At 33.9% G+C, this 21,423-nt stretch carries 16 protein-coding genes, 2 tRNA genes and 3 pseudogenes; 2 read left to right on the plus strand and 19 right to left on the minus strand.

Going from position 1 to position 21,423, the window contains the following annotated elements:
• Nucleotides 1-57: 57 nt before the first annotated feature.
• Genes Q9R40_RS08640 through Q9R40_RS08655 form a run of 4 tightly spaced genes read right to left on the minus strand, consistent with a single transcriptional unit; the run spans nt 58 to nt 3,604 of the window.
• Nucleotides 58-1,050: an L-threonylcarbamoyladenylate synthase gene (locus Q9R40_RS08640; protein WP_300592044.1), complete on the minus strand. Its 993-nt coding sequence runs from the start codon at nt 1,048-1,050 to the stop codon at nt 58-60.
• Nucleotides 1,050-1,892, minus strand: coding sequence for a peptide chain release factor N(5)-glutamine methyltransferase (prmC, locus tag Q9R40_RS08645; RefSeq protein WP_300592042.1), 843 nt, complete (start codon nt 1,890-1,892; stop codon nt 1,050-1,052). Before prmC ends, Q9R40_RS08640 begins: the two co-directional genes overlap by 1 nt.
• Nucleotides 1,885-2,973 carry a peptide chain release factor 1 gene (gene prfA / locus Q9R40_RS08650; RefSeq protein ID WP_172475539.1) on the minus strand — a complete coding sequence of 363 codons (1,089 nt, stop codon included), beginning with the start codon at nt 2,971-2,973 and terminating at the stop codon, nt 1,885-1,887. The genes prmC and prfA overlap by 8 nt, the downstream gene beginning before the upstream one ends.
• Before the next feature lie 31 nt (nt 2,974-3,004).
• On the minus strand, nt 3,005-3,604 hold the full coding sequence (locus tag Q9R40_RS08655) for a thymidine kinase (protein ID WP_300592040.1): 600 nt from the start codon (nt 3,602-3,604) through the stop codon (nt 3,005-3,007).
• 159 nt (nt 3,605-3,763) lie between these two features.
• Between Q9R40_RS08655 and Q9R40_RS08660 the strand changes: the two genes are divergently transcribed.
• Complete coding sequence (locus tag Q9R40_RS08660; RefSeq protein WP_300592038.1) at nt 3,764-5,116, plus strand: Mur ligase family protein; 1,353 nt, start codon at nt 3,764-3,766, stop codon at nt 5,114-5,116.
• A gap of 37 nt (nt 5,117-5,153) precedes the next feature.
• Here the strand turns inward: Q9R40_RS08660 and Q9R40_RS08665 are convergent, their stop codons facing one another.
• The 7 genes from Q9R40_RS08665 to Q9R40_RS08695 all read right to left on the minus strand — a co-directional run bounded on the left by Q9R40_RS08665 (nt 5,154) and on the right by Q9R40_RS08695 (nt 10,510).
• Complete coding sequence (locus Q9R40_RS08665; protein WP_300723125.1) at nt 5,154-6,173, minus strand: serine hydrolase; 1,020 nt, start codon at nt 6,171-6,173, stop codon at nt 5,154-5,156.
• A 57-nt stretch (nt 6,174-6,230) separates the two neighbouring features.
• A tRNA-Gln gene (locus Q9R40_RS08670) sits at nt 6,231-6,303 on the minus strand.
• 5 nt (nt 6,304-6,308) lie between these two features.
• Nucleotides 6,309-6,380, minus strand: a tRNA-Glu gene (locus tag Q9R40_RS08675).
• A gap of 147 nt (nt 6,381-6,527) precedes the next feature.
• Complete coding sequence (locus tag Q9R40_RS08680) at nt 6,528-6,971, minus strand: hypothetical protein (protein WP_304677332.1); 444 nt, start codon at nt 6,969-6,971, stop codon at nt 6,528-6,530.
• The gene (locus tag Q9R40_RS08685; RefSeq protein ID WP_304677333.1) at nt 6,964-8,376 is read right to left on the minus strand and encodes a DHA2 family efflux MFS transporter permease subunit; all 1,413 of its coding nucleotides are present in this window, start codon (nt 8,374-8,376) and stop codon (nt 6,964-6,966) included. Before Q9R40_RS08685 ends, Q9R40_RS08680 begins: the two co-directional genes overlap by 8 nt.
• A 104-nt stretch (nt 8,377-8,480) precedes the next feature.
• A complete protein-coding gene (locus Q9R40_RS08690; protein ID WP_004897655.1) occupies nt 8,481-9,824 on the minus strand; it encodes a glucose-6-phosphate isomerase in 1,344 nt (447 codons plus the stop codon).
• Between the two features lie 83 nt (nt 9,825-9,907).
• The gene (locus Q9R40_RS08695) at nt 9,908-10,510 is read right to left on the minus strand and encodes a VanZ family protein (protein ID WP_300723100.1); all 603 of its coding nucleotides are present in this window, start codon (nt 10,508-10,510) and stop codon (nt 9,908-9,910) included.
• Between the two features lie 159 nt (nt 10,511-10,669).
• Here Q9R40_RS08695 and Q9R40_RS08700 point away from each other — a divergent pair, with 159 nt between their 5' ends.
• Entirely contained in the window at nt 10,670-12,856 is a 2,187-nt protein-coding gene (locus Q9R40_RS08700; protein WP_304677334.1) for an LTA synthase family protein, read from the plus strand.
• A 47-nt stretch (nt 12,857-12,903) separates the two neighbouring features.
• On the opposite strand, the gene Q9R40_RS08705 is transcribed toward Q9R40_RS08700, so the two are convergent.
• The 8 genes and pseudogenes from Q9R40_RS08705 to Q9R40_RS08740 form a co-directional block, all read right to left on the minus strand.
• Complete coding sequence (locus Q9R40_RS08705; RefSeq protein WP_297940699.1) at nt 12,904-14,355, minus strand: HAMP domain-containing sensor histidine kinase; 1,452 nt, start codon at nt 14,353-14,355, stop codon at nt 12,904-12,906.
• Nucleotides 14,356-14,358: 3 nt separating this feature from the next.
• Nucleotides 14,359-15,069 carry a response regulator transcription factor gene (locus Q9R40_RS08710; RefSeq protein WP_023599750.1) on the minus strand — a complete coding sequence of 237 codons (711 nt, stop codon included), beginning with the start codon at nt 15,067-15,069 and terminating at the stop codon, nt 14,359-14,361.
• Nucleotides 15,069-15,461, minus strand: a complete 393-nt coding sequence (locus Q9R40_RS08715; protein ID WP_004897660.1) for an SdpI family protein — start codon at nt 15,459-15,461, stop codon at nt 15,069-15,071. The genes Q9R40_RS08710 and Q9R40_RS08715 overlap by 1 nt, the downstream gene beginning before the upstream one ends.
• Nucleotides 15,462-15,485: 24 nt before the next feature.
• A complete protein-coding gene (gene manA / locus Q9R40_RS08720; protein WP_297940702.1) occupies nt 15,486-16,451 on the minus strand; it encodes a mannose-6-phosphate isomerase, class I in 966 nt (321 codons plus the stop codon).
• A gap of 60 nt (nt 16,452-16,511) precedes the next feature.
• Nucleotides 16,512-17,678, minus strand: a pseudogene (locus tag Q9R40_RS08725) (MalY/PatB family protein).
• A 2-nt stretch (nt 17,679-17,680) separates the two neighbouring features.
• A pseudogene (locus Q9R40_RS08730) lies at nt 17,681-18,570 on the minus strand (DUF3737 family protein).
• A 234-nt stretch (nt 18,571-18,804) separates the two neighbouring features.
• Nucleotides 18,805-20,580, minus strand: a pseudogene (locus Q9R40_RS08735) (glycoside hydrolase family 68 protein); the annotation flags it as partial.
• 298 nt (nt 20,581-20,878) lie between these two features.
• Nucleotides 20,879-21,172, minus strand: a complete 294-nt coding sequence (locus Q9R40_RS08740) for a hypothetical protein (RefSeq protein ID WP_304677335.1) — start codon at nt 21,170-21,172, stop codon at nt 20,879-20,881.
• Nucleotides 21,173-21,423: the final 251 nt, after the last annotated feature.

Here is a 21,423-nt window from a genome sequence, read left to right on the forward strand (position 1 = left end):
TGAATCAATTATCCCGTCGGATAACTAATTCACTATTTAGCTTAGAATGTTTTATTTTTAATGAAAATGATGACCAGCGGCAGCTTTGTTTAAACGATTCATGTAAGCAGCACTAATTGCACCATGGTCAAAACCTTGGACATAAATGCGCTTAATCTTATCTTCACCATCAAAATATCTTAAAGCACCAAACAAATTATGAGCTGCCTTATCAATGGTCTTGCCTAGACTATATTTATTAGGACTATCGATCTTTTCAAGAACTTCATCCAAAGCAGCTACACCAGTCTCATCATCCCATTGGATTTTCGAAAAATCTTCTTCTTTATCAACAATTAAAACAGGAGCACTAGGAGCGTAATGACGATATTTCATACCAGGAGCCTTTGGCACACCCTTAGTCTGCGTAGTTCCCCTATTCATCAAAACTTCTTCTCCTAGAACTGCTGAAATCTCTTCAGGCGTAATTTCTCCAGGACGAAGAACTGTTGGCTTTTCAACGGACAAATCAACAATTGTTGATTCTAAACCAATCTCGGTTGGACCATTATCAATAATCCCCGCTATTTTTCCCTTTAAATCATGAAAAACATGTTCTGCAGTTGTTGGACTAGGCTTAGTGGAAGTATTAGCAGATGGACCAACAATTGGTTTTCCTAGTCCGCTAATTAAATCATGAGTCATGTCATCATTTGGACAGCGAAATGCTGCGGTTGGGAGACCACCAGTTACAGCATCTGGTAAAGTCCCCTCTTTGACAAAAAGAATAATAGTTAATGGACCAGGCCAAAAGTGCTTAATTAGCTTTTTAGCACGTTCTGGTACTTCATTAACATACTTTTCCATCATTTGTTCATCAGACACAGTTACAATTAATGGATTATCACTTGGGCGGCCTTTAGCTGCATATACACCCTTAACAGCCTTTTCATTAGTTGCTAATGCCCCAAGCCCATATACGGTTTCAGTTGGAAAAGCTACTAATTCTCCTTTTCTCAACAGGGTAACTGCTTCAGGAATTTGTTCTTTATTGAAAATCTTCGTTTCCATTATTTCTTCCACCTTCCATGAACCATTCTTGGCTTACCTGCTAAGTCATCCCTAAATTCAATTTCAAAATCTGGTAATTCAGTCTCAAATAATTCTTTTAATTGCTCTTTTTCACTAAAACCGAACTCCAAGAAAAATTGTCCTTGAGGATTTAAATGTGACTGAACTTGCTTTGCAAATTTACGATAAAAATCTAGACCATCTTCTCCCCCATATAAGGCAGTATCAGGTTCGTTTTTTATAACATTTTCATCCATTAAGTTCTTTTCACTAGTCTTAATATAGGGTGGATTAGAAATAATCATGTCGAATTTTTCTAAGCCCACTAATACATTTGCCTTACGGGTTTTAACATCTAAATCATACTTTAAGAAATTTTCTTCGCTTTCACGTAAAGCGGAATCTGTAATATCACTTGCGTATAGATTCAAATTCTGAATCCCCTGTTTCTGAGCTTGCTTTACTAAGGCAACCATAATAGCTCCAGACCCAGTTCCTAAATCAAGAATCTTTTTACCAGATTCAATATTTTCAAGTGCCCATTTAACTAACTCTTCAGTTTCAAACCGAGGAATTAAAACTCCACGGTTAACTAAAATTTTGTAGCCATAAAACCAAGCGTATCCCAAAATATATTGCGGAGAAATTCCTCTACGCAATTTTTTCATATCTTTTAATGCTTGTTTTTCTTGTTCCGGAGTTAGTTCATCATTAATGTGTAATTCAAATTCTGAAGGTGTATAGCCTAATCTTTCTCCCAGAACGTAATCAATATCCTCTGGACGAATTTCAGAATTATCATTTAACACAGTTTCTTTTATTTTTTTTAGACTTTTAGGCATTTTCTTCAGCCATCTTTTCTAATTGCTGAGTTTGGTAGTAAAGAACGAGTGCATTAATAATTTCATCCAACTCGCCATTCATTATTCGATCAAGCTTGTTTAAAGTTAGACCAATTCTGTGATCAGTTACACGGTTTTGAGGATAGTTATAGGTTCTAATTCTTTCAGACCGATCTCCTGTACCAACAGATTCTTTTCTTTTAGCATCATATTGATCACGATTTTGACTTTCATAGTAGTCATAAACACGTGATTTCAAAATTTGCATAGCCTTTTCACGGTTTTGTTGTTGACTACGTTGATCCTGCATAGCAACTACAATACCAGTAGGAAGGTGGGTCATACGTACGGCACTAGAAGTTTTGTTAATATGCTGTCCACCAGCACCAGATGAACGGTAAACATCTACACGAATATCTTTTGGATCTAAGTCGATGTCTACTTGTTCGTATTCGGGCATAACCGCCACAGTCGCAGTAGAAGTGTGAACACGGCCTTGAGATTCAGTTACTGGAACACGTTGCACACGATGAGCTCCATTTTCATACTTTAATTTTGAGTAAACTTTATCACCTGTGATCATAACAGCAACGCGCTTATACCCGCCTACTTCAGTTGGCTCAGAATCAATTAAAGATACTTTCCAACCTTGAGTTTCTGCGTATTTTTCGTACATTCTAAGAAGATCACCTGCAAATAATGATGCTTCATCCCCACCAGCAGCTCCTCTAATTTCCATAATAATATCTTTATCATCGTTTGGATCTTTAGGAAGCATTAAGATCTTAATCTCATCTTCTAATTCAGCAACTTCTTTTTCTAATTCAGAATTTTCTTCCTTAGCCATCTCAACTAAGTCATTGTCAGATTCACTAGAAATAATTTCTTTATTGTCATCAATTTCTTTAATATCTGACTTATATTTGCGATATTTTTGTACTACTTCACGCATATCGGCTTCTTCTTTAGAGATTTCCATATACCGCTTAGTATCGTTAATAACTTCAGGATCAGCCATCATTTCTTGAAGTTCTTCATAATGGGCAACTAATCCTTCCAATTGAGCCATCACTTTATCCATAATTATTATCCTTTCTTAATCCTCTTATCTATTATCTTTGCTTATTGGGATGAAAATAGTGAAAACGACAAACGGGATAGTAAGATTCATCTCCGCCAATTTGAACTTGTTCACCCTCATAAACAGGTTTTCCAGAATTAATTCGTAAATTCATTGTAGCCTTATGACCGCAATAGTGACAAATTGTCTTCATTTCTTCTACTTTATCAGCAAAAATCAATAAATTTTCGCTACCTTCAAACAAATGATTTTGAAAATCATTTTTCAGACCAAATGCCATTACAGGTATTTTTAATTCATCAACAATTTTGGCACATTCTAATACGTGGTGTCTTTTTAAAAACTGTGCCTCGTCAATTAAAACACAAGCCACCCTACCATTGCCAGACTCCACATCACTTTTATTCAATTCTGAAACATAATTAAATAAATTTAAATCGTCACTTATAGGCATAGCTTTACGATGTAAACCGATTCTAGAAGCTACCGTTCCTACTCCACTTCTATCATCTACATTACTCGTCATTAAAGCAATTTTTCGCCCTTGTGCCTCATAATTATGGGCAACCTTTAGTATTTCAATCGACTTACCACTACTCATTGCACCATAGCGAAAAAACAACTGAGCCACTGCAAAATTCCTCCATTGTTAAGTTTATGTAACTTCACTAATATTGCCTTAATTAGTATAAAGTAAATTTAAAAATCGTGCAGGCAAAAATAAAAAAGGTCGTCTTCATTTTCTCTATATGCTATAGTAAAACTTAGTTTTAAAGTGAGGGATAATAATATGAATTTAAAATCAGGCATCGCTAAGGTAGCTGGTAAATCATCTTACTGGTTTCTTCATAACGTATTAAAGGGCGGGACGAGTTTTCCTGGGAAATTTGCCATGAAAATTGATCCTGAAGTATTAAATTCATTAGCAAAAGGCTATGAAACAATCATTGTCACTGGAACTAATGGTAAAACAATGACAACTGCTCTAATCGTAGAAGCATTAAAGAAGAAATATGGTGATATTTTAACCAATCCATCAGGCTCAAACATGCAACAAGGAATTGTTACAGCATTTTTAGCTCATAAGAATAAAAGAGCAAAAAAGAAAATTGCTGTGCTAGAAGTAGATGAAGCAAATGTAAAAATGGTAACCAAGCTCCTTCATCCAAGCGTATTTGTTTTAACTAATATTTTCCGTGATCAAATGGATAGATATGGTGAAATTTATACTACCTACCAAAAAATTGTCGACGGAATTAAATTAGCTCCCGATGCAACTATTATCGCTAACGGAGATGCAAGTATTTTTTCATCCGTGGAATTACCTAATAAAAAAGTATTCTATGGTTTCAAACTTCCAGAAGATAAGCCTGAAAACGACTTCAAGGCTCCCGTAAATACTGATGGTGTTTTGTGTCCTAAGTGCGATCATATCTTGCATTATCACGAACGTATTTATGCAAATCTAGGAGATTATTTCTGCCCTAATTGTGGCTATCATCGTCCAGAATTAACTTATAGCGTAAATCAAATTATTGATCAAACTCCAAATAGCTTAAAATTCAAAATGGGTGAAAAAGAATATAGCATTGGTATCGGTGGCACCTATAATATCTATAATGCTCTAGCTGCTTATTCTGTAGCACGTGAATTTGGTTTAAGTGAAGAAGAGGTAGCCCAAAGTTTTGCTGAAAACAAACGAATTTTTGGTCGCCAAGAATTGATTAATTATGCAGATAAAGAAATAGATCTAATCCTAGTTAAAAATCCAGTTGGGCTTGATGAGGTTCTCCATATGTTAAATACCGAAAAAGATAACTATTCTTTAGTTACTCTTTTAAATGCAAATCACGCAGACGGAATTGATACATCCTGGATCTGGGATGCAGATTACGAAGGATTAAATAAAGATCAAATCAAAAAAGTAATAGTCGGTGGAAAACGTTGGCATGATATGGGGTTTAGACTAGAAGTTTCAGGTTTTGAGCCTGGGTCAATGACCACTGCTACTAATAATGAAGCTTTGCTAGATGAAATTTCAAAATTACCAACTAAGAAAGTTTATATTTTAGCTACTTATACTGCTATGCTTTCACTTCGTAAAACAATGGGTGAAAAGAAAATTATTAAAGCAGGTATGTAATATAAAAAGGGATAATGTCAATTGACATTATCCCTTTTTAATTTTTATAGACATTTTCTTTCAAAAACGTATCAACAATCTTTTCTCTCATTGCAAGGAAAATCTGATTATGTCCGCTAGGATGGATTCTATTTGTTAAAACAATCATTGCTGTTTGATTAAGTCGATCAATTAACATAAATGTCCCAGTAAAGCCAGTATGGTAAATCAATGGATGTTGATCAACAGGGTCAAAACGTAAATCCCATCCCCAAGAACGAGGATGTACTTTCTTAGGTGTTTCAATTTGAAACAAATTAGCTAATGTCGCCTGCTCTAGAGGTAAAATATCATCACGTAGTCCTAGGTAAGCCTGGGTTATCGTTATGAGATCCTCCAGATTTGAAAACAAGCCCGCAGACCCGCAATCCTTTCCTAATACCTGAGCTTTAGGATCATGTACAATCCCTCGTAACATTTTTCCATTTTCAGTTAAAGCGGTAGGAACGCACTCACTTGCCTTAGGATGAAAAGTTGTCTCTTTCAATTTAGCAGGTAAAATAATTTCCTGCATAATGATATCTTGTACAGGTAGCCCATATATTTTTTCAAGAACTAATCCCAATAAAATAAAATTAGTATCGGCATATCGCATTTTGGTTTTAAATTCATCAGTCACGGGTAAGCCTATGATCGCCTTCAATAAATCGGGTGCAGCTAATTCATCACGATTAGGAATCCATCCCCGAATTCCACTAGTATGTGTCAACAAATCACTAAGGCGAATACGTTCATCTTTAAATTCAGGAATAAAATCTTTAAGAGGTTCTGTAAAATTAAGTTTTCCTTCTTCTTTCAGTTTCAAAAAAACATTAGTTGTTCCTAACACTTTAGTCAAACTAGCTAAGTCATAGAGAGCAAAAGGGCTAAGTTGCTCAACTTTAGGTATTAAGCTAGCAAAGCCAACTGTTGAAGTAAATACTTGCTTTTTTTTAATAAAGGCATAATTTACTCCAGGAACAATCCGCTCACTAACCATACTTTCAACTAAATGTTGAGTCTTAAAAAATTCTATCATCCTTACCACCTGGATTATAAAATAAAACCGTCAGATCAGCGATCTGACGGTAACGTATTGAGATATTCGGGCTCGAACCGAAACATCCAGGAACCAGAATCCTGTGCCTTACCAATTTGGCTATATCTCAGTATATCACCCGTACGAGAATTGAACTCGTAACTCCACCTTGAGAGGGTGGCGTCTTAACCATTTGACCAACGGGCAAATTCAACATATGTAAATATAATTGAATATTGTAAATCTGTCAAGTTACATTGCCATTTTTCTTTGAAAAGTAATTTAAAGTGAAAAAAAGCTGCATCACGTCTTACTCACCATGATGCAGCTTTTCAATTATATCACTTATTTTCACTATTTATGACATACTTTTGTAGTTTTCTCAATATCTTCTATTTGATTAATATTCATTTTAGCTAGATTTTCTTTTAACTCCACCCATTGCTTACTCAATTTCTTATTTTTTTGGTCTGCTTGTTTCTCCGCATAAACAACTAACTTTTCTAAGTTAGAGAAATTTTGAAGTAACTGATGAGATTGATTCTGCAATAAGTTTTGATCTAGGTCGGTTTTCTTTGCGTCTTCACTAACTTCTAAAATAGCTCGAACTTGTGGCTGACAAAAATCTTTCAAAATACCAGCAATCTCTTGTAATTCTTCAACACCGCTTCTATCAAAATGTAATAAGTCTTTTTGTTCATCTTTTTCCACTAAATCAGTTGCAGCTTCATTTCTAAAATAAAGCTCTTGAGCAAAATCGTGTATGTTCTTTTCCATAGCTAAAAAATTATTATTCATCTTTAGTTACACTTTCTTCTCTTGTAGATTTTTCTTTATCTAGTTTAAACATAAACCAATCACACACTAAAATCAAAATTCCAAGACCAAAAGTGAAATAGAATGCTAGTCGACTTCCTTGAGCAGTTAAAGTAGCATAACTCTCTGTTTGCTTATTTTGAAACACTGCTATAATTGCAGCTAAAATTGCAGTCCCCATTGAACCAGCTAATTGTTGTGCTGTTTGACAAACAGCTGTTGCATCTGCTTTCAAATTTTTATCGACTATTTTTAAACTTTGTGCCATCGTATTGCTAAAGGACATACGATGTCCTAACATCAAAATTCCATAAAAACAAATAATCATCCATGTGGTTAAGCTTAAGCCCCAATTAGCTAATAAAAAGCTCCCTAGTGCCATTAAAAACGCACCACCATATAATGGCACTTTTGCTCCTAGGCGGTCATATAGTCGACCAAAATAAGGATTCAGGAGTCCAGCAATAATACTGCCTGGAAGTAAAACTAGTCCCCCAATTAAAGAAGTTTGTTTATTAACGATTTGGATATAGTTAGGTAAGACAAAACTCACTCCAATATTAATAAACTGAAGCAAAAAATAAGCACACGCTCCAAAAATAAATCCCTTATCTTCAAAAACTGATAAGTCAAGTAGCTTACTAGTAGAACGTTTAGAAATGCTGATAAATAGTATGAACAAAATTGCAGCTAACACTAATAAAACCCATAGACGCCAATTTTTCAGCCCCTTACTCAATTGATTTACACCAATTACTAAACTTACCATCCCGGCACTTAAAATTGCGTAAGCCAGCCAATTAAAAGATTTCTTTTTTACTGGATGGTAGCTTCCAATCACAAAAATTCCAGCAATAAAAACTAATAGTGCAAAAATTGTAGCAATTATAAAAATCCACCGCCAATTAAGGTAATAAGAAATGCTTCCCCCAAAAGCTGGACCGAGAGTCGGAGCCATTGCCACTACTAAACCAGCAATTCCCATATATAGTCCCCATTCATCTCTTGGCATTACTTCTACAATCAAATTAAACATCATTGGTGTAGAGAGTCCCACACCTAGAGCTGAAATTAAACGCCCTAACAATAAAATATAAAAGTTTAATGCAAATGCTGAAATAATACTTCCCAACATAAATGCAATGGCAGCTGTTACAAACAATTGCTTAGCAGTAAAACGCTCATTCTGATAAGAAGAACTAATCATAATTATTGCAATCATCAATAGATATCCAGTTGTAGTCCACTGAATTGTATCTAAAGATACGTTAAATTGTTTCATCATCGCAGGAAAAGTTACATTTAAACTTGTTTCAGTTAAAATTCCAACAAAGGACATGAACGCTGTTGCTAGGACAGCCAATGTATTTTCTGTCTGTTTTTTCATTTTTTCTCCAATAAAAAAGAGTGGAGGCAATTAGCCTCTACCCTTTCTTTAACTATTATCTAGCTATATTCGATCTGCATACTATAAAAATATGTTAAGTAGATTTATTTTAAGCGTTTAGTTAAATCATCATGTAAGTCTTCATAACCAGGTTTGTTTAAAAGACCAAACATGTTTCTCTTGTAACTTTCAACACCTGGTTGGTTAAATGGGTTAATACCATTTAAGTAGCCCGAGATACCTACAGCTAATTCAAACCAGTAGATTAAGTAACCTAAAGTATGAGCTGTTTGATTTTCAATATCAACAGTCATAACTGGTACACCACCATCAGTATGAGCTAGAACTACACCTTCGTAAGCACGATCATTTACGTAATTCATAGTTTTACCTGATAAGAAGTTTAATTGATCTAGGTTTTCCTTATCGTCAGGAATAGTTACATCATGTGTTGGGTGTTCAACACGAATAACTGTTTCCATTAAGTTACGACGACCTTCTTGGATGTATTGACCAAGTGAGTGAAGATCAGTAGTGAAGTTAGCACTAGATGGGTAAATACCTTTTTGATCTTTACCTTCTGATTCACCCATTAATTGCTTCCACCATTCACCAAACATTCTTAATGATGGTTCATAGTTTTCAAGTAATTCAGTAGTGTAACCTTTACGGTAAAGGATATTACGCATTGCTGCATATTGGTAAGGACTGTCCTTTAAAACATCTGGATCAGTGTAAGCAGCACGTGCATCTGCAGCACCCTTCATCATAGCATCAATGTCACCACCAGCTACGGCAATTGGAAGCAAACCAACAGCTGACAATACTGAGAAACGACCACCAATATCATCTGGAACTACGAATTCTTCGTAACCTTCTGCATCTGCTTCAGTCTTCAAAGCACCCTTAGCACGGTCAGTAGTTGCGTAAATTCTCTTAGCAGCTTCTTCTTTACCGTATTTCTTGATTAACTTATCCTTCAATACACGGAAAGCAATTGAAGGTTCAGTAGTAGTACCAGACTTAGAAATAATATTAATTGAAAAGTCCTTATCTCCTAACCATTCAAGCAAATCGTAAAGGTATGAACCTGAAAGAGAATTACCACAAAATACTACAGTTGGGTACTTTTCTTTTTCTCTACCGTAGAAAGAGCTATTTAAGAACTCAATTGAAGCTTGGGCACCAAGGTATGAACCACCAATACCAATACCAACTAAAACTTCTGAATCATTTTGAATCTTTTTAGCTGCTTTTTTAATACGATCAAATTCGTCTTTATCATAATTAATTGGTAAATCAATCCAACCACGGAAGTCACTACCTGCGCCAGTACCTTCGCGTAATTCTTGATCTGCAGCAGTTACCATTGCTTGCATTTCCTTTAATTCATTTTCATGAACAAAAGGAGTTAATTTACTTGCATCAAAGTGAACAACTTTACTCATTATTTAAACTTCCTTTTTTTGTAACTTTTTCACATACAAACCTTATTTTAGCAGTTACTTCTTCATAAAACTAGAGTTTTTTCTTATAAGAATCTATAAATAAGTCGATATAATATAAATCCAATTATAGTCCCGCAAACATTAAAAAATACGTCATCTATATCGCTTACACCAGTTTCTAAAACAAATTGCAAAGATTCAATAATTACGGATAAACATCCCCCAGCCAAAATGGTTCCCACCATACTTTTTTTCTGAATAACTGTAGGAAATAAGAAACCAAATGGGATGAACCATAAAACATTTCCAAGCGAATTATAAAAAAAGTCAAGTAAACTCTGACCATGAGTCAATTTCAGCGTTTCTTTCATAAATACTAAGTTTATATCGCTTAGACTACGATGGAAATTAAATGTCAACTGCCATGGAAAATATGTATCTCTAAATACTGTCAGCATTAAGAGCAAAATGATATAAAAACTAAAAACCCACACACAAGCTTCTGACTTTAAGGTTCTTCTATGTCTCACCAATAGTAGCCAGCACAATCGAATAATTACAAAAATAATAAAGTAAAAAAGTGTCTTATCTAAGCTATACAAAATCAACTTAATTAAGGCAAAGTGATTAATATGCGCTGCATAATGGTGAAAAATATATTCATATAAGGGTTGTAAAAAAAGCATAACCTAACCGACTCCGTAATTTTGGCTTAATTATAACGTAAAGATCACGATGAAAGATAATTTTTTTCAAAATATTAAAAAATCGCAAACCTTTAACAAAAGTTTGTCGTTTTTTGAAATTACCAGTAAAATATTCCTTATTAAAAGGAGTAGTGAAGCGTGAATAAAACAAAACGTAATTTCTGGCAAACTAGAATTGGTTTCTTAACAATCCTAACACTTTGTTTTTGGGCAAAATATATGTATTCGGCTTACTTTGATTTTAAGCTTGGCTTAAGTGACCCATACCAGCACTTCATCGTCTGGTTAACGCCTTTAGGTACATGCATTATTATCCTTAGTTTAGGACTCTATTTCTCTAAGCCATTAGTCTCTTATATTGCAATGCTAGTTTTAGACACAATAAATACGATTTTGCTTTTTGCAAATGTCATTTATTATCGTCAGTTTTCAGACTTTTTAACTAGTAAAACTATTCAAAACACCGGAAAAGTATCACAAGGACTAGGAAAGAGTACGGTTGCTTTACTGCATCCCAGCGATATTTTTCTTTGGCTAGATCTCATAATTATCATTATCTTATTGATTATTAAAGTTATCAAAATTGATCCACGTAAGTATGGATTTAAACGTCCATTTGCTGTCTCATCATTTGGTGTTTTCATGTTAACTTTAAATATGTTTTTAGCTGAAACCTCACGTCCACGATTATTAAGAAATACATTCGACCGCTCTTATGTGGTTAAATATCTTGGACTTGATACTTATTCAGTATATGATATCTTAAAAAGTGCACAATCAAACCAAGTTAAGAAAAATGCTAATGCAGAAGATATTAATCAAGTACTCGACTTTACTAAAAAGCATTATGCAAAAGCAAATCCGGAATATTTTGGTAAAGCCAAGGGAAAAAATGTCATTGTCCTACATCTAGAAAGTTTTCAACAATTTCTAATTGGATTAAAAGTTAATGGACAAGAGGTTACTCCATTTCTTAACTCACTCTATCATAATAAAGACACCGTTAGCTTTAGTAACTTTTATCATCAAGTAGGCTTGGGACGAACCAGTGATGCAGAAAATATGCTTGAAACTGGAACATACGGCATTTCAGATGGTTCCCTATTTTCATCATTAGGATCTGAAAATACTTTCCAAGGTGCACCTCAAATTCTTCGTCAAACTGGCTATACTTCGGCTGTTTTTCACGGTAACACAGGAACTTTTTGGAATCGAAACGAAGTATATAAAAATTTAGGATATAATTACTTCTTCGATGCAAATTATTTCTCTCAAAAAAAGAACGACAAAATCGGATATGGCCTAAAAGATAAGCTATTGTTTAGTGAGAGTATTAAGTATCTTGAACAGATGCAACAACCATTCTATGTTAAGTATTTAACTGTTACTAACCATATTCCATTTCAACTTGATCAAGAAGATAAAGATAGTAACTTTACTACTACAAATACTTCAAATACAACCATCAATAATTACTTTGAGACAGCTCATTATCTTGACCAATCAGTTAAAGAGTTCTTTGATTATCTAAAAAAGAGTGGCCTTGATAAAAATACGATGGTCATCCTTTACGGAGACCATTACGGTGTTGGTAGTTCAGATGATGAATTATCTGCTCTTGCACCAGTCTTAGGTAAAGATTTTAGTAAATGGACATCTTACGACACGACCGAACTTCAAAAAGTTCCTTTCATGATCCATATGAACGGAATTAAGGGGACAATTGATAACAAGCTCAGCGGTGAAATTAATGTTCTCCCAACGTTACTTCATCTTTTAGGAATTTCAAATAAAAATTATATTCAATTTGGTCAGGATTTATTCTCCCAACAATATCGACAAGTAGTTGTGTTTAGAAACGGTACTATTGTTACTCCGAAATATATAATTATTGGCGGTAAAGGTATTAAGGGTACAATTTACAATCATCAAACTGGGGAAAAGATCACTAAATTTAATAAAAAGCAAAAAGCTGAAATTGCTAAATTAGTTGAGTATGCACGTACCTCTCTTCACTATTCCGATTTGTTAAATAATCATAATCTGCTACGGTTCTACACTCCAGCTGGCTTTATTCCAACTAATCCGAACGAATTCGACTATAAAATTAACTATCAAAAAATGTTGCAATTAAGAAAAGAACTAGGTAACAAATCTACTTCTCTTTATTCTCAACATAAGGGAACAACTACTGATCTTTATACAACTGATGCTTCAGAAATCGATAAGGACGAAATAAATAATATTCCTGAGAATATTCAGTCAGCTACAAGTGAAAAAAATAATCAAAACAGTTCTCCAGGAAAAAATAATCTAGATAAATAGAAAAAGGGGTAGTACTTAAAAAATATATAAGTACTACCCCTTTTTTGTTAGTCTTTAATAAATTCCTTATAGCCTTTATCATATAAAGTCACGGTAAATGTTGCACCTTTTCCAGGTTCTGAATCAACGTTAATTTTACCACCATGCTGTTTAATAAGAGATAAAACAATCGAAAGTCCTAAGCCAGATTCTCCCGAGCCAATTTTCGCTCTCGATGGATCTGCCTTATAGAATCTTTCAAAAATATATTTCATTTGTTTCTTATTCATTCCAATTCCTGTATCGGCTATTTTAAATTGGGCGCCATGCTCAATCCTCTTAGCAGAAATTGTAATCTTTCCATTTTCAGTAAATTGTAATGCATTTTGAACTAGATTAACCATTATCTGAGTGAAACGGTCTTTATCTGCATAAACTTCAACTTGCTGCGGACAATTTAAAATCAGCTCATCATTCTTTTGAACAGCTTTTTGCTTCATTTGTGTTAATAAATTAGCTAAAACTTCAGTTGCATTGAATTTTGATTGAATCAGACTAATTTTATTATTTCTAATTTTTTCGTAATCTAAGTTTTCATTTACTAATCTAATTAATCGTTTTGTTTCACTGTGCATTAAAGCAATAGACTTAGGTTTGGCTTCTTCAGGAATGGCATCATATTCAAACCCTTCTAACAAACCGTTAATTGTAGTAAGCGGAGTTCGCATTTCATGAGCAGCATCAGCCATAAATTGCTCTCGTCGCTTTTCTTGTGCCTTAATTTCATCGTTTGATTCTTTTAAAGCATTAACCATAATATTAAAATTACGTGCTAAATCATCAATCTCATCAGTATCCTTGTGTTTTAGATGGACACTAAAGTCTCCCTGTGCGACTTTTTTAGTAGCATTAGATAAAAGCTTAATCTTTCTTGAAATATAGTACGACAAAATAAAACTGATCAACCCACCAATAACTAAAGAACTAAGTAAAGCTGTCAACAGATTATGCTTTTCTCGTACAATCATTTGTTCCACATTTTGCACACGTGACCCGAGCCAGATTACTCCCACCAGTTTTCCTTTACTACGCCAGGGAACAATTACACTAGTATATGCATCTTTATTTGAAAAAGAACTTACTCGTCCATCCTCATGATCATTCCTAATGCGAATCGTCTTACCATTCTTTAATTGTTTAAACAACTTTTGCGGTAAAGCCCAGTTCATTGTAGTTTCTGGATAAACTTGTCTATTTTTATTATTAAAAATGCGAAGATTTACATCTTCGCCTTCCATTACTACCTGTAAATTTTTCAAAAATTTAGCATCTAATTCATGTTTAGGATTATCTTTCGCTAAAGCTAGTTTTCCAATCGAGGTCCCATATCCTTCTAAGCGAGTGTAACTTTGAGAGTAGGCTTGAATAGTCGCAAAATGAATAGTTGATGAGCCAATAATTACGATACTAGTAACTATTACTAGCAAAAAACCTAAAATTTCTTGATAGAATAACTTCAACTTCTATACCTCAGAATCATCAAACTTGTAGCCAACACCCCAAACAGTTTGAACTACTTGCGGACCAGCTTTCTCTAATTTTTGGCGTAATTTTTTAATATGAGCATCAACAGTTCTTTCCTCACCAAAAAACTCATATCCCCACACTAGCTCTAAAAGTTTGTCTCTTGAAAAAACCTGCTTTGGCTTTTGAGCCATAGTATAAAGTAAATCAAATTCCTTAGGGGTCAAACCTTCAACAACTTTATCATCAAACCGTACTTCTCGACGGTCCTTTGAAATTTTTAGATGCTTAGTTACTACATCATATTTTATCCCATTAGAAGCATGCATATCCTTTTCCAGATGACTTCTGCGATACAGCGCTTTGATCCGTGCTATTAAGGCCAAAGGACTAAACGGCTTAGTAACATATTCGTCTGCACCAATCCCCAATCCTAGAATCTGATCAGTTTCTGAGTCTCTAGCCGTTAACATAATTATCGGTATTGTAAGAGAAATCGCTCTAATTTCCTTAGCTACTTCCACACCATCTTTTTTAGGTAAATTAAGATCTAGTGTAACGATATCATAAGAGCTGGGATTTCTCTTAAACATTTCAACAGCTTCTACTCCATCTTTAGCTATATCTACGTCCCACTGCTCTTTACTAAAGAACATTTTCATCATTTCTGCAACAGAATTGTCATCTTCAACCATTAATATCTTTAGCATTATTTGTCCTTAAATCCTTTTACTCTAGTATGTTTAATCTTATCCGGTTCAATATAATCATGTGGCAACTCATGCCGAGCACGTAGAAAAGCCTGCAATTTCTTTTCAGTTAAGATTATTGGAGCCAAGATAAATAAATAAAAAGTAAGCAACCAAATTAAAAAGTAGCGATCCCAGTGCAAAAAATGAATTCCTAATCCTAAAAGAGTTTGAATCAAGCCAAACAACATAAAATAATTACGCGCTACTTTTTGTGCATACTGGTAGCTTGCTTCATTAACTGAAGCTAAATAGGACATATATCCATAAATTCGATTAGGGTTGGGCGAAGGAGCAATCAGCCAAATGACCCCGATTACAAACATTATTACCCCGCAACCAATATAAATCATTTGATCAACTCCATTCACTTAAATTTATTCTTTACCCGGAGCTGAAATTACTAAACGTAAGTTACCGCTAAAACTAAAGTTCTTCATTTCATTAGGAATAATAAAGTTGCTTCCTAATTTAATATCATACTCTTTACCATCAGCAATAAACTTACCGCTACCTTTAATTACAGATACTAGAAGATAAGGATGATCGTTTAAACTCCAAGCAAAATCCCCATCAACATCAATCTGCCATAAATAAAAATGTGGTGACATCGGTGGTTTTGCTAACGTAGTAATCTTAGCGTCTCCTACTGTTTCTGATGTAATTTTCAGTTTCGGATCTTTATGTGGTACTTGAATAGTATCAAGAGATTGCTTAATATGCAACTCTCTCTTCTTCCCTGTTTTTTTATCTACTCGATCCCAATCATATAATCTATACGTTACATCACTTGATTGTTGGGTTTCAATAACCATTATTCCCTTTGTTAAAGCGTGAACAGTACCAGAAGGAACATATAAAAAGTCTCCTTCTTTTACAGGGACATAGCGTAAAAGCTTAGACCACTTTCCATTTTTAATACAATCTTCTAGCTCTTCCTTACTCTTAGCATTGTGCCCATAAATAAGTTTAGCACCCGGTTCTGCATGAAGCACGTACCAACTTTCAGTTTTTCCTGAATCGTTTTCATGAATTCTGGCATATTCATCATCTGGATGAACTTGAACTGACAAATTATCATTTGCATCTAAGAATTTAACCAATAAAGGAAATTCCTTTGCTTTTGGATCACCAAATAACTCAGGATGTTCTAAATATACTTCTCGTAATGTCTTTCCTTTAAATGGACCTGCATTAACAATTGAAGCATCGTCTTTATATCCTGAAATTACCCAGGCTTCTCCAACCTTTCCATCTGGAATATCATATCCCAAAACAGTATTTAATTTGCGACCACCCCAAATTTTTGGTCTAAAGTATGGTGTTAAAAATAATGGTCCCATAAAAAAATCACCTCAATAAAAGTATATATCTTTTTGAAATAATTTTGAAACCACTTTCAGTTATTTTTTAGAAAAATTTTTGATTCCAGTAATCAATCGTTCCATTCTATCCTCTACCATCGATATCGGGGATGCCAAATTAAGACGTAAAAATTGATTACCATTACCACGATAAATGCTGCCAGCTGAAACAATTAAGCCAGTTTCTTTTCGAATATAATCTGCTAATTTTTTACTATCTTTCGAAATTTCACTTACATCTAGCCACATTAAGTAAGTTGCAGGACCGGATACAATTTTCACATTTTTCAAGTTTTTATTTATTTCATGCTCAGCATAGATAAAATTGTCATTAATTATATCCAATAAAGCATGAAGCCAATTAAATCCTTCTGTATAAGCAGCAATTGTTGCCGGAATTGCCAGCAGATTTGGCTCAGCTAATTCATCGCTATTGAGTCCTCAATTAACAATACTGCGTAAATTTTCATCAGGAATAATTACCGTAGCGGCATGAAGAGCAGCAACATTAAACGTTTTACTTGGTGATACGAGGCTGATTACATTATTTCTCAATTCTTTGGTAACAGAAAATGCAGGTATATATTTTACATTATTTCTAACTATGTCACCATGGATTTCATCTGATAACAAAACTACATGATATTTTTGACATAAAGCTGCTATTCGCTCTACCTCACTATTTGACCATACTATTCCAGTAGGATTATGTGGGTTACAGAAAAGCATTAATGTGGTCAATGGATTAGCTAATTTATTTTCTAAGTCTTCCCAATCAATCTCATATTTTCCATCATGACAGGTCAAATTACTTGATAGTACATGACGTCCATTATTCTCAATTGAATTATAAAAAATATTATAAACTGGCTCCTGTATCAATATATTATCCCCAATATGGGATATACGTCTGATAATTGATGAAATTGCTGGTACTACCCCAGTGACAAAAATCATCCATGTTGGATCAGCATTTACTCCATGCTCTAGTTGATACCAATTGCTTACAGCATTAAAATAGTTCTCTCCCACTTCTTCATAGCCAAAGGCGCCTAGCTTAAGCTTTTCTTGCATTGCCAAAATAATTTCAGGAGCTGTTTTAAAATCCATGTCTGCAATGGACATCGGCAGCTCATTATCTTGCACATCCCACTTTACGGAATCTGTATGTCTTCGATTTACTACTGTCTTAAAATCATATTTCAATTTTATTCACCTTCTTGATTTTGATCAGAAACTGATATTTCTCTATCAACTGGTTCTATAGAAATAATTTTTGTAGCCTTAGGATCAACTTTAGTAGTACCAATAATTACTGTTTCTATTTTTTTAGCCTTAACTATCCCAGAAGTCGGATTTTTGATACTAGTAATTTTGCTGTTTATAGTTGCATTAATATTACTACATTTTTCAAAGACTAAAGGAGTTTGATTCAAGATACAATTTTCTAAAGTAACGTGATCCATGTACATAGTCCCTGATCACTATCAATAGTACAATCTTTAAACGTAATATGACTACTATTCCAGCTCAAATATTCTCCATCTATTTGACAATTGATTAAAGTGACATTTTCACAATTCCAAAAAGCATCTTTTGAAACAAAACTACAGTTCTTACATACAATATTTTTAGCTCCATCAAATACGTAATTTCCAATTACTCTAACATTTTCCATGTAAATATTAGAGCTATCTTTTCCAAAATAATCCCCATTAATTTCTGTACTTTTAATTGTAATATCTTGATAGGTCCACATTGTCTCTTCTGCGTCAGAAAAGAAAACATGGTCTAAGGTAATATTTTTACATCTTCTAAATAGCTTTGGAGCTTGCAGATTAGAATTTTTAATAGAAATATTGTTAGTGTACCAGATTCCACTTCGAGACATTGTTTCAAAAGTCGTATCAGCAATATTAATGTTATTTGAATACCATAAAGGATATTTATATTTAAAAATAGCAGCTTTTATTTCTAAATCTTCGGCTTCTTTTAAAGGAAATTCTCCTTCACCAAAAGTAATATTTCTTAAAATTGTATTTGAAAGACCATACAGCGCCATTCCTCCTTCAAAATATTTTTCTTTAATTTCTTGCATATATTTTCTCTTTTATTAAAGCTTTCAAACATCTAGTCTAAATTATGAAAAGTAATTGTCTAATATTTGATAAGCATACTTAAATATACTTTCATACTATATAGGTAGTGCTCTATTACTTTTCTACATCATTATAGAAAAAAGTTATCTTTGAGAAAATTTACAGTTTTTCATACTAGGATAAATTATATTTATAGCAAAAAAGATGAGTTCAATGGAACTCATCTTTTTAATTTAATTATTGCGTTTGCGTTTTGAAATACCGGTTAAGCCAATAGCACCTAATATTGAACTTACAGCACCTAAAACAACTGCAGTGACACTATTTTTAGTTCCAGCCTTTGGAAGTTTAGTTTGACTAGTTTTCTTAGTCGAATTAGTTGGAACTTCTGGAGTTGGATTTTCTGGGGTATTTGGTGTCTCTGGTGTAGTTGGTACTTCTGGAGTAGTTGGCTTTTCAGGAGTTGTTGGCACATTTGGAATTGGAGTTACAGGTTGGTGTGGCTTCAAGTTGTATCCACCAATTAGATCCCAATCAACTGGCTTACCCCATTCTCCTGGTAGAGCAGCACTATTTGGAGCATCTTTTTCAAGTACACCCATCATATCCGCATTTTCACTACTATCATCCCAAATCCAATCACCTTGGTTAGTCATTTTAGCTAAAACAGTAGTAGTATTATCTGGATTAATTTGTAACAAGAAACTTGGTGCCCAAGTTACGTGCATACCCTTTCCAGCAACTTCACCACGATTCGTGATGTATGAAGTAATCAAAAGTTGATCATCTCTTCCTTCTACTGGAACTGCATAGTAGGAATAAGTTGCAGTACGCCAGTTAGCCGGTACAGATGCAGTTAAAACAACGCCAGATTCATTCAATGGAACATAACCATGAGTTAAGTTGTCAGAAACATACCCAATCATAGCTACGTTATCACCAACTGCTTTGTTAGTAGCCATCCAATCATTATCGTTACTACCACGGTTTAGTCTAGTGGCAGCAAATAAGTAATACTTGTTACCTAATTTAACAACATCAGGACGTTCAATTTCATCACTTACCATTGGAGCACTAATAAGTGGACTGTAAACCTCTGCAACGCTTGGATTTTTAACATCATTGTTTAATTTAATGATACCAATTGCTGCATTTGACCATTTCGCTCTATCTTTAATATCAGAGTTAGATAAAATTTGGAAGAAATCGCCTAAATTATCTTTGTTAGTACCACCGTAATTTAACCATTGATAAATTTGATCATCACCTTGATAGTTTTCAGTTCCAGTACTTGCTTCAAATACAAGGTAACGATTACCATCTTCATCATCAATCACGTGTGCATCACGCATTGCGATGTTATCGGCACCTTTATTAGTTTCTTTCCATTGGTCATAAGTTTGGTAGTGGTAACCATCACCTTCAAAGATAATATGGTCGTTGTCAACGTGAGCAATAGAAATTTTATCTTGATCTTTTTCAAGATTTAAGTAAACAGTTACACTAGCAAGTTTTTGATGATTAGTGTAGTTATCACTAGTATCAACCTTAGTATAGTAAAGTTGAATTGAACCATCTTTATTTAAAGTTGCTGATCCAGACCATTGTTGAATAACTGGAGTATCTAGGCCGAAAATAGGACCGGCATTCTTCCAATGATTAAAGTCATTATCACCATACTTATTGTAAAGAAGATAAATGTGGTTATCATTGACGTTTGGAACTCCCATCATACCAATCACTAATTAGTAGCCATTCCAGTTAGATACGTAACCAGTTTTTGCATCTTGAACAGACCATGAATCCCAAATTTCCAAATCTTCTACTTTTCCACTTTGAGCATCAAGTGTTTTAGCAGCAGGCATATTTTTAATTTTACTTGCATTGAAGAATGGAATAGCATAACGAGCATCTTGTTCAATTAAAGTTTTAGCAATTTTTTTAAAGTCGTTGTAAGTTAATTGCGTACCACTTTTTGCTTCTTTGGAGAAATTAATTTTATTTAATTCATTAATTTGATCATTAGTTAACTTGCTAGTATCAACACCAGATTCTTCAACAATATCTTTGACTTGACCCTTTAGCTCAGCTTTAGTAGAACTTACATTTGACTTTACTGAAGTCTCTTTATTTTTTTCAGTATTATTTTTATCTACTGAATCCTTCTTTTCAACGTGCTTTACATCAGCTGTTTGAGTAGTGGTAGTAGGAGCGGTCTTTTGATCACTATTACTATTATTTATTACTTTATCAACAGTTATTTCAGGCGTAATGGTGTTTGTATTTTTTACATCACTTACTGGTGCATTAATAGCAACTGGCAGTTTCTTTATTTTCGTTTGATTTCTTGGTGTTAGCATTTTCAGCCACATCACTAGTACTTTTATCTGTACTATCTTTTTCAGTTACTTGCTTATTATTTTCATTGTTTACTGAAGTAGCAGTTATTTCTACAGTTTGATTTTCATTAACATTGCCTGCATTAGTAGTCGCAGCATTTTCAGTTGATGCACTTAATACAATTGCTGCTGTTGACAAGGTTCCCATTAACAAAGATTTTCCGCTTAAAGATATCTTTTTATGATTTTTATTTTCCAACATCTTTTCTCCTCCTACATGTTAAGCGTTTAATATCTCATCTAAAAGCCTATTATCTTTTTGTAAAAAATAAATAAAATTTAGAAAAAATTGTATAGATTTAGAGAAACTTCTTATTTAAAGGAAAGTGTTAATCGCTTAGCATTTTATATCAAAAATCCGCTAAGCAACTTAAAAGCTTGACTATGGATCAGTGCATAAGAAAAAGCCTGTAAGATTAGTACCTACAGACTTTTATTTATGGAGATGAGGGG

Source organism: uncultured Lactobacillus sp., from assembly GCF_948948975.1.
Classification (GTDB): Bacteria; Bacillota; Bacilli; order Lactobacillales; family Lactobacillaceae; genus Lactobacillus.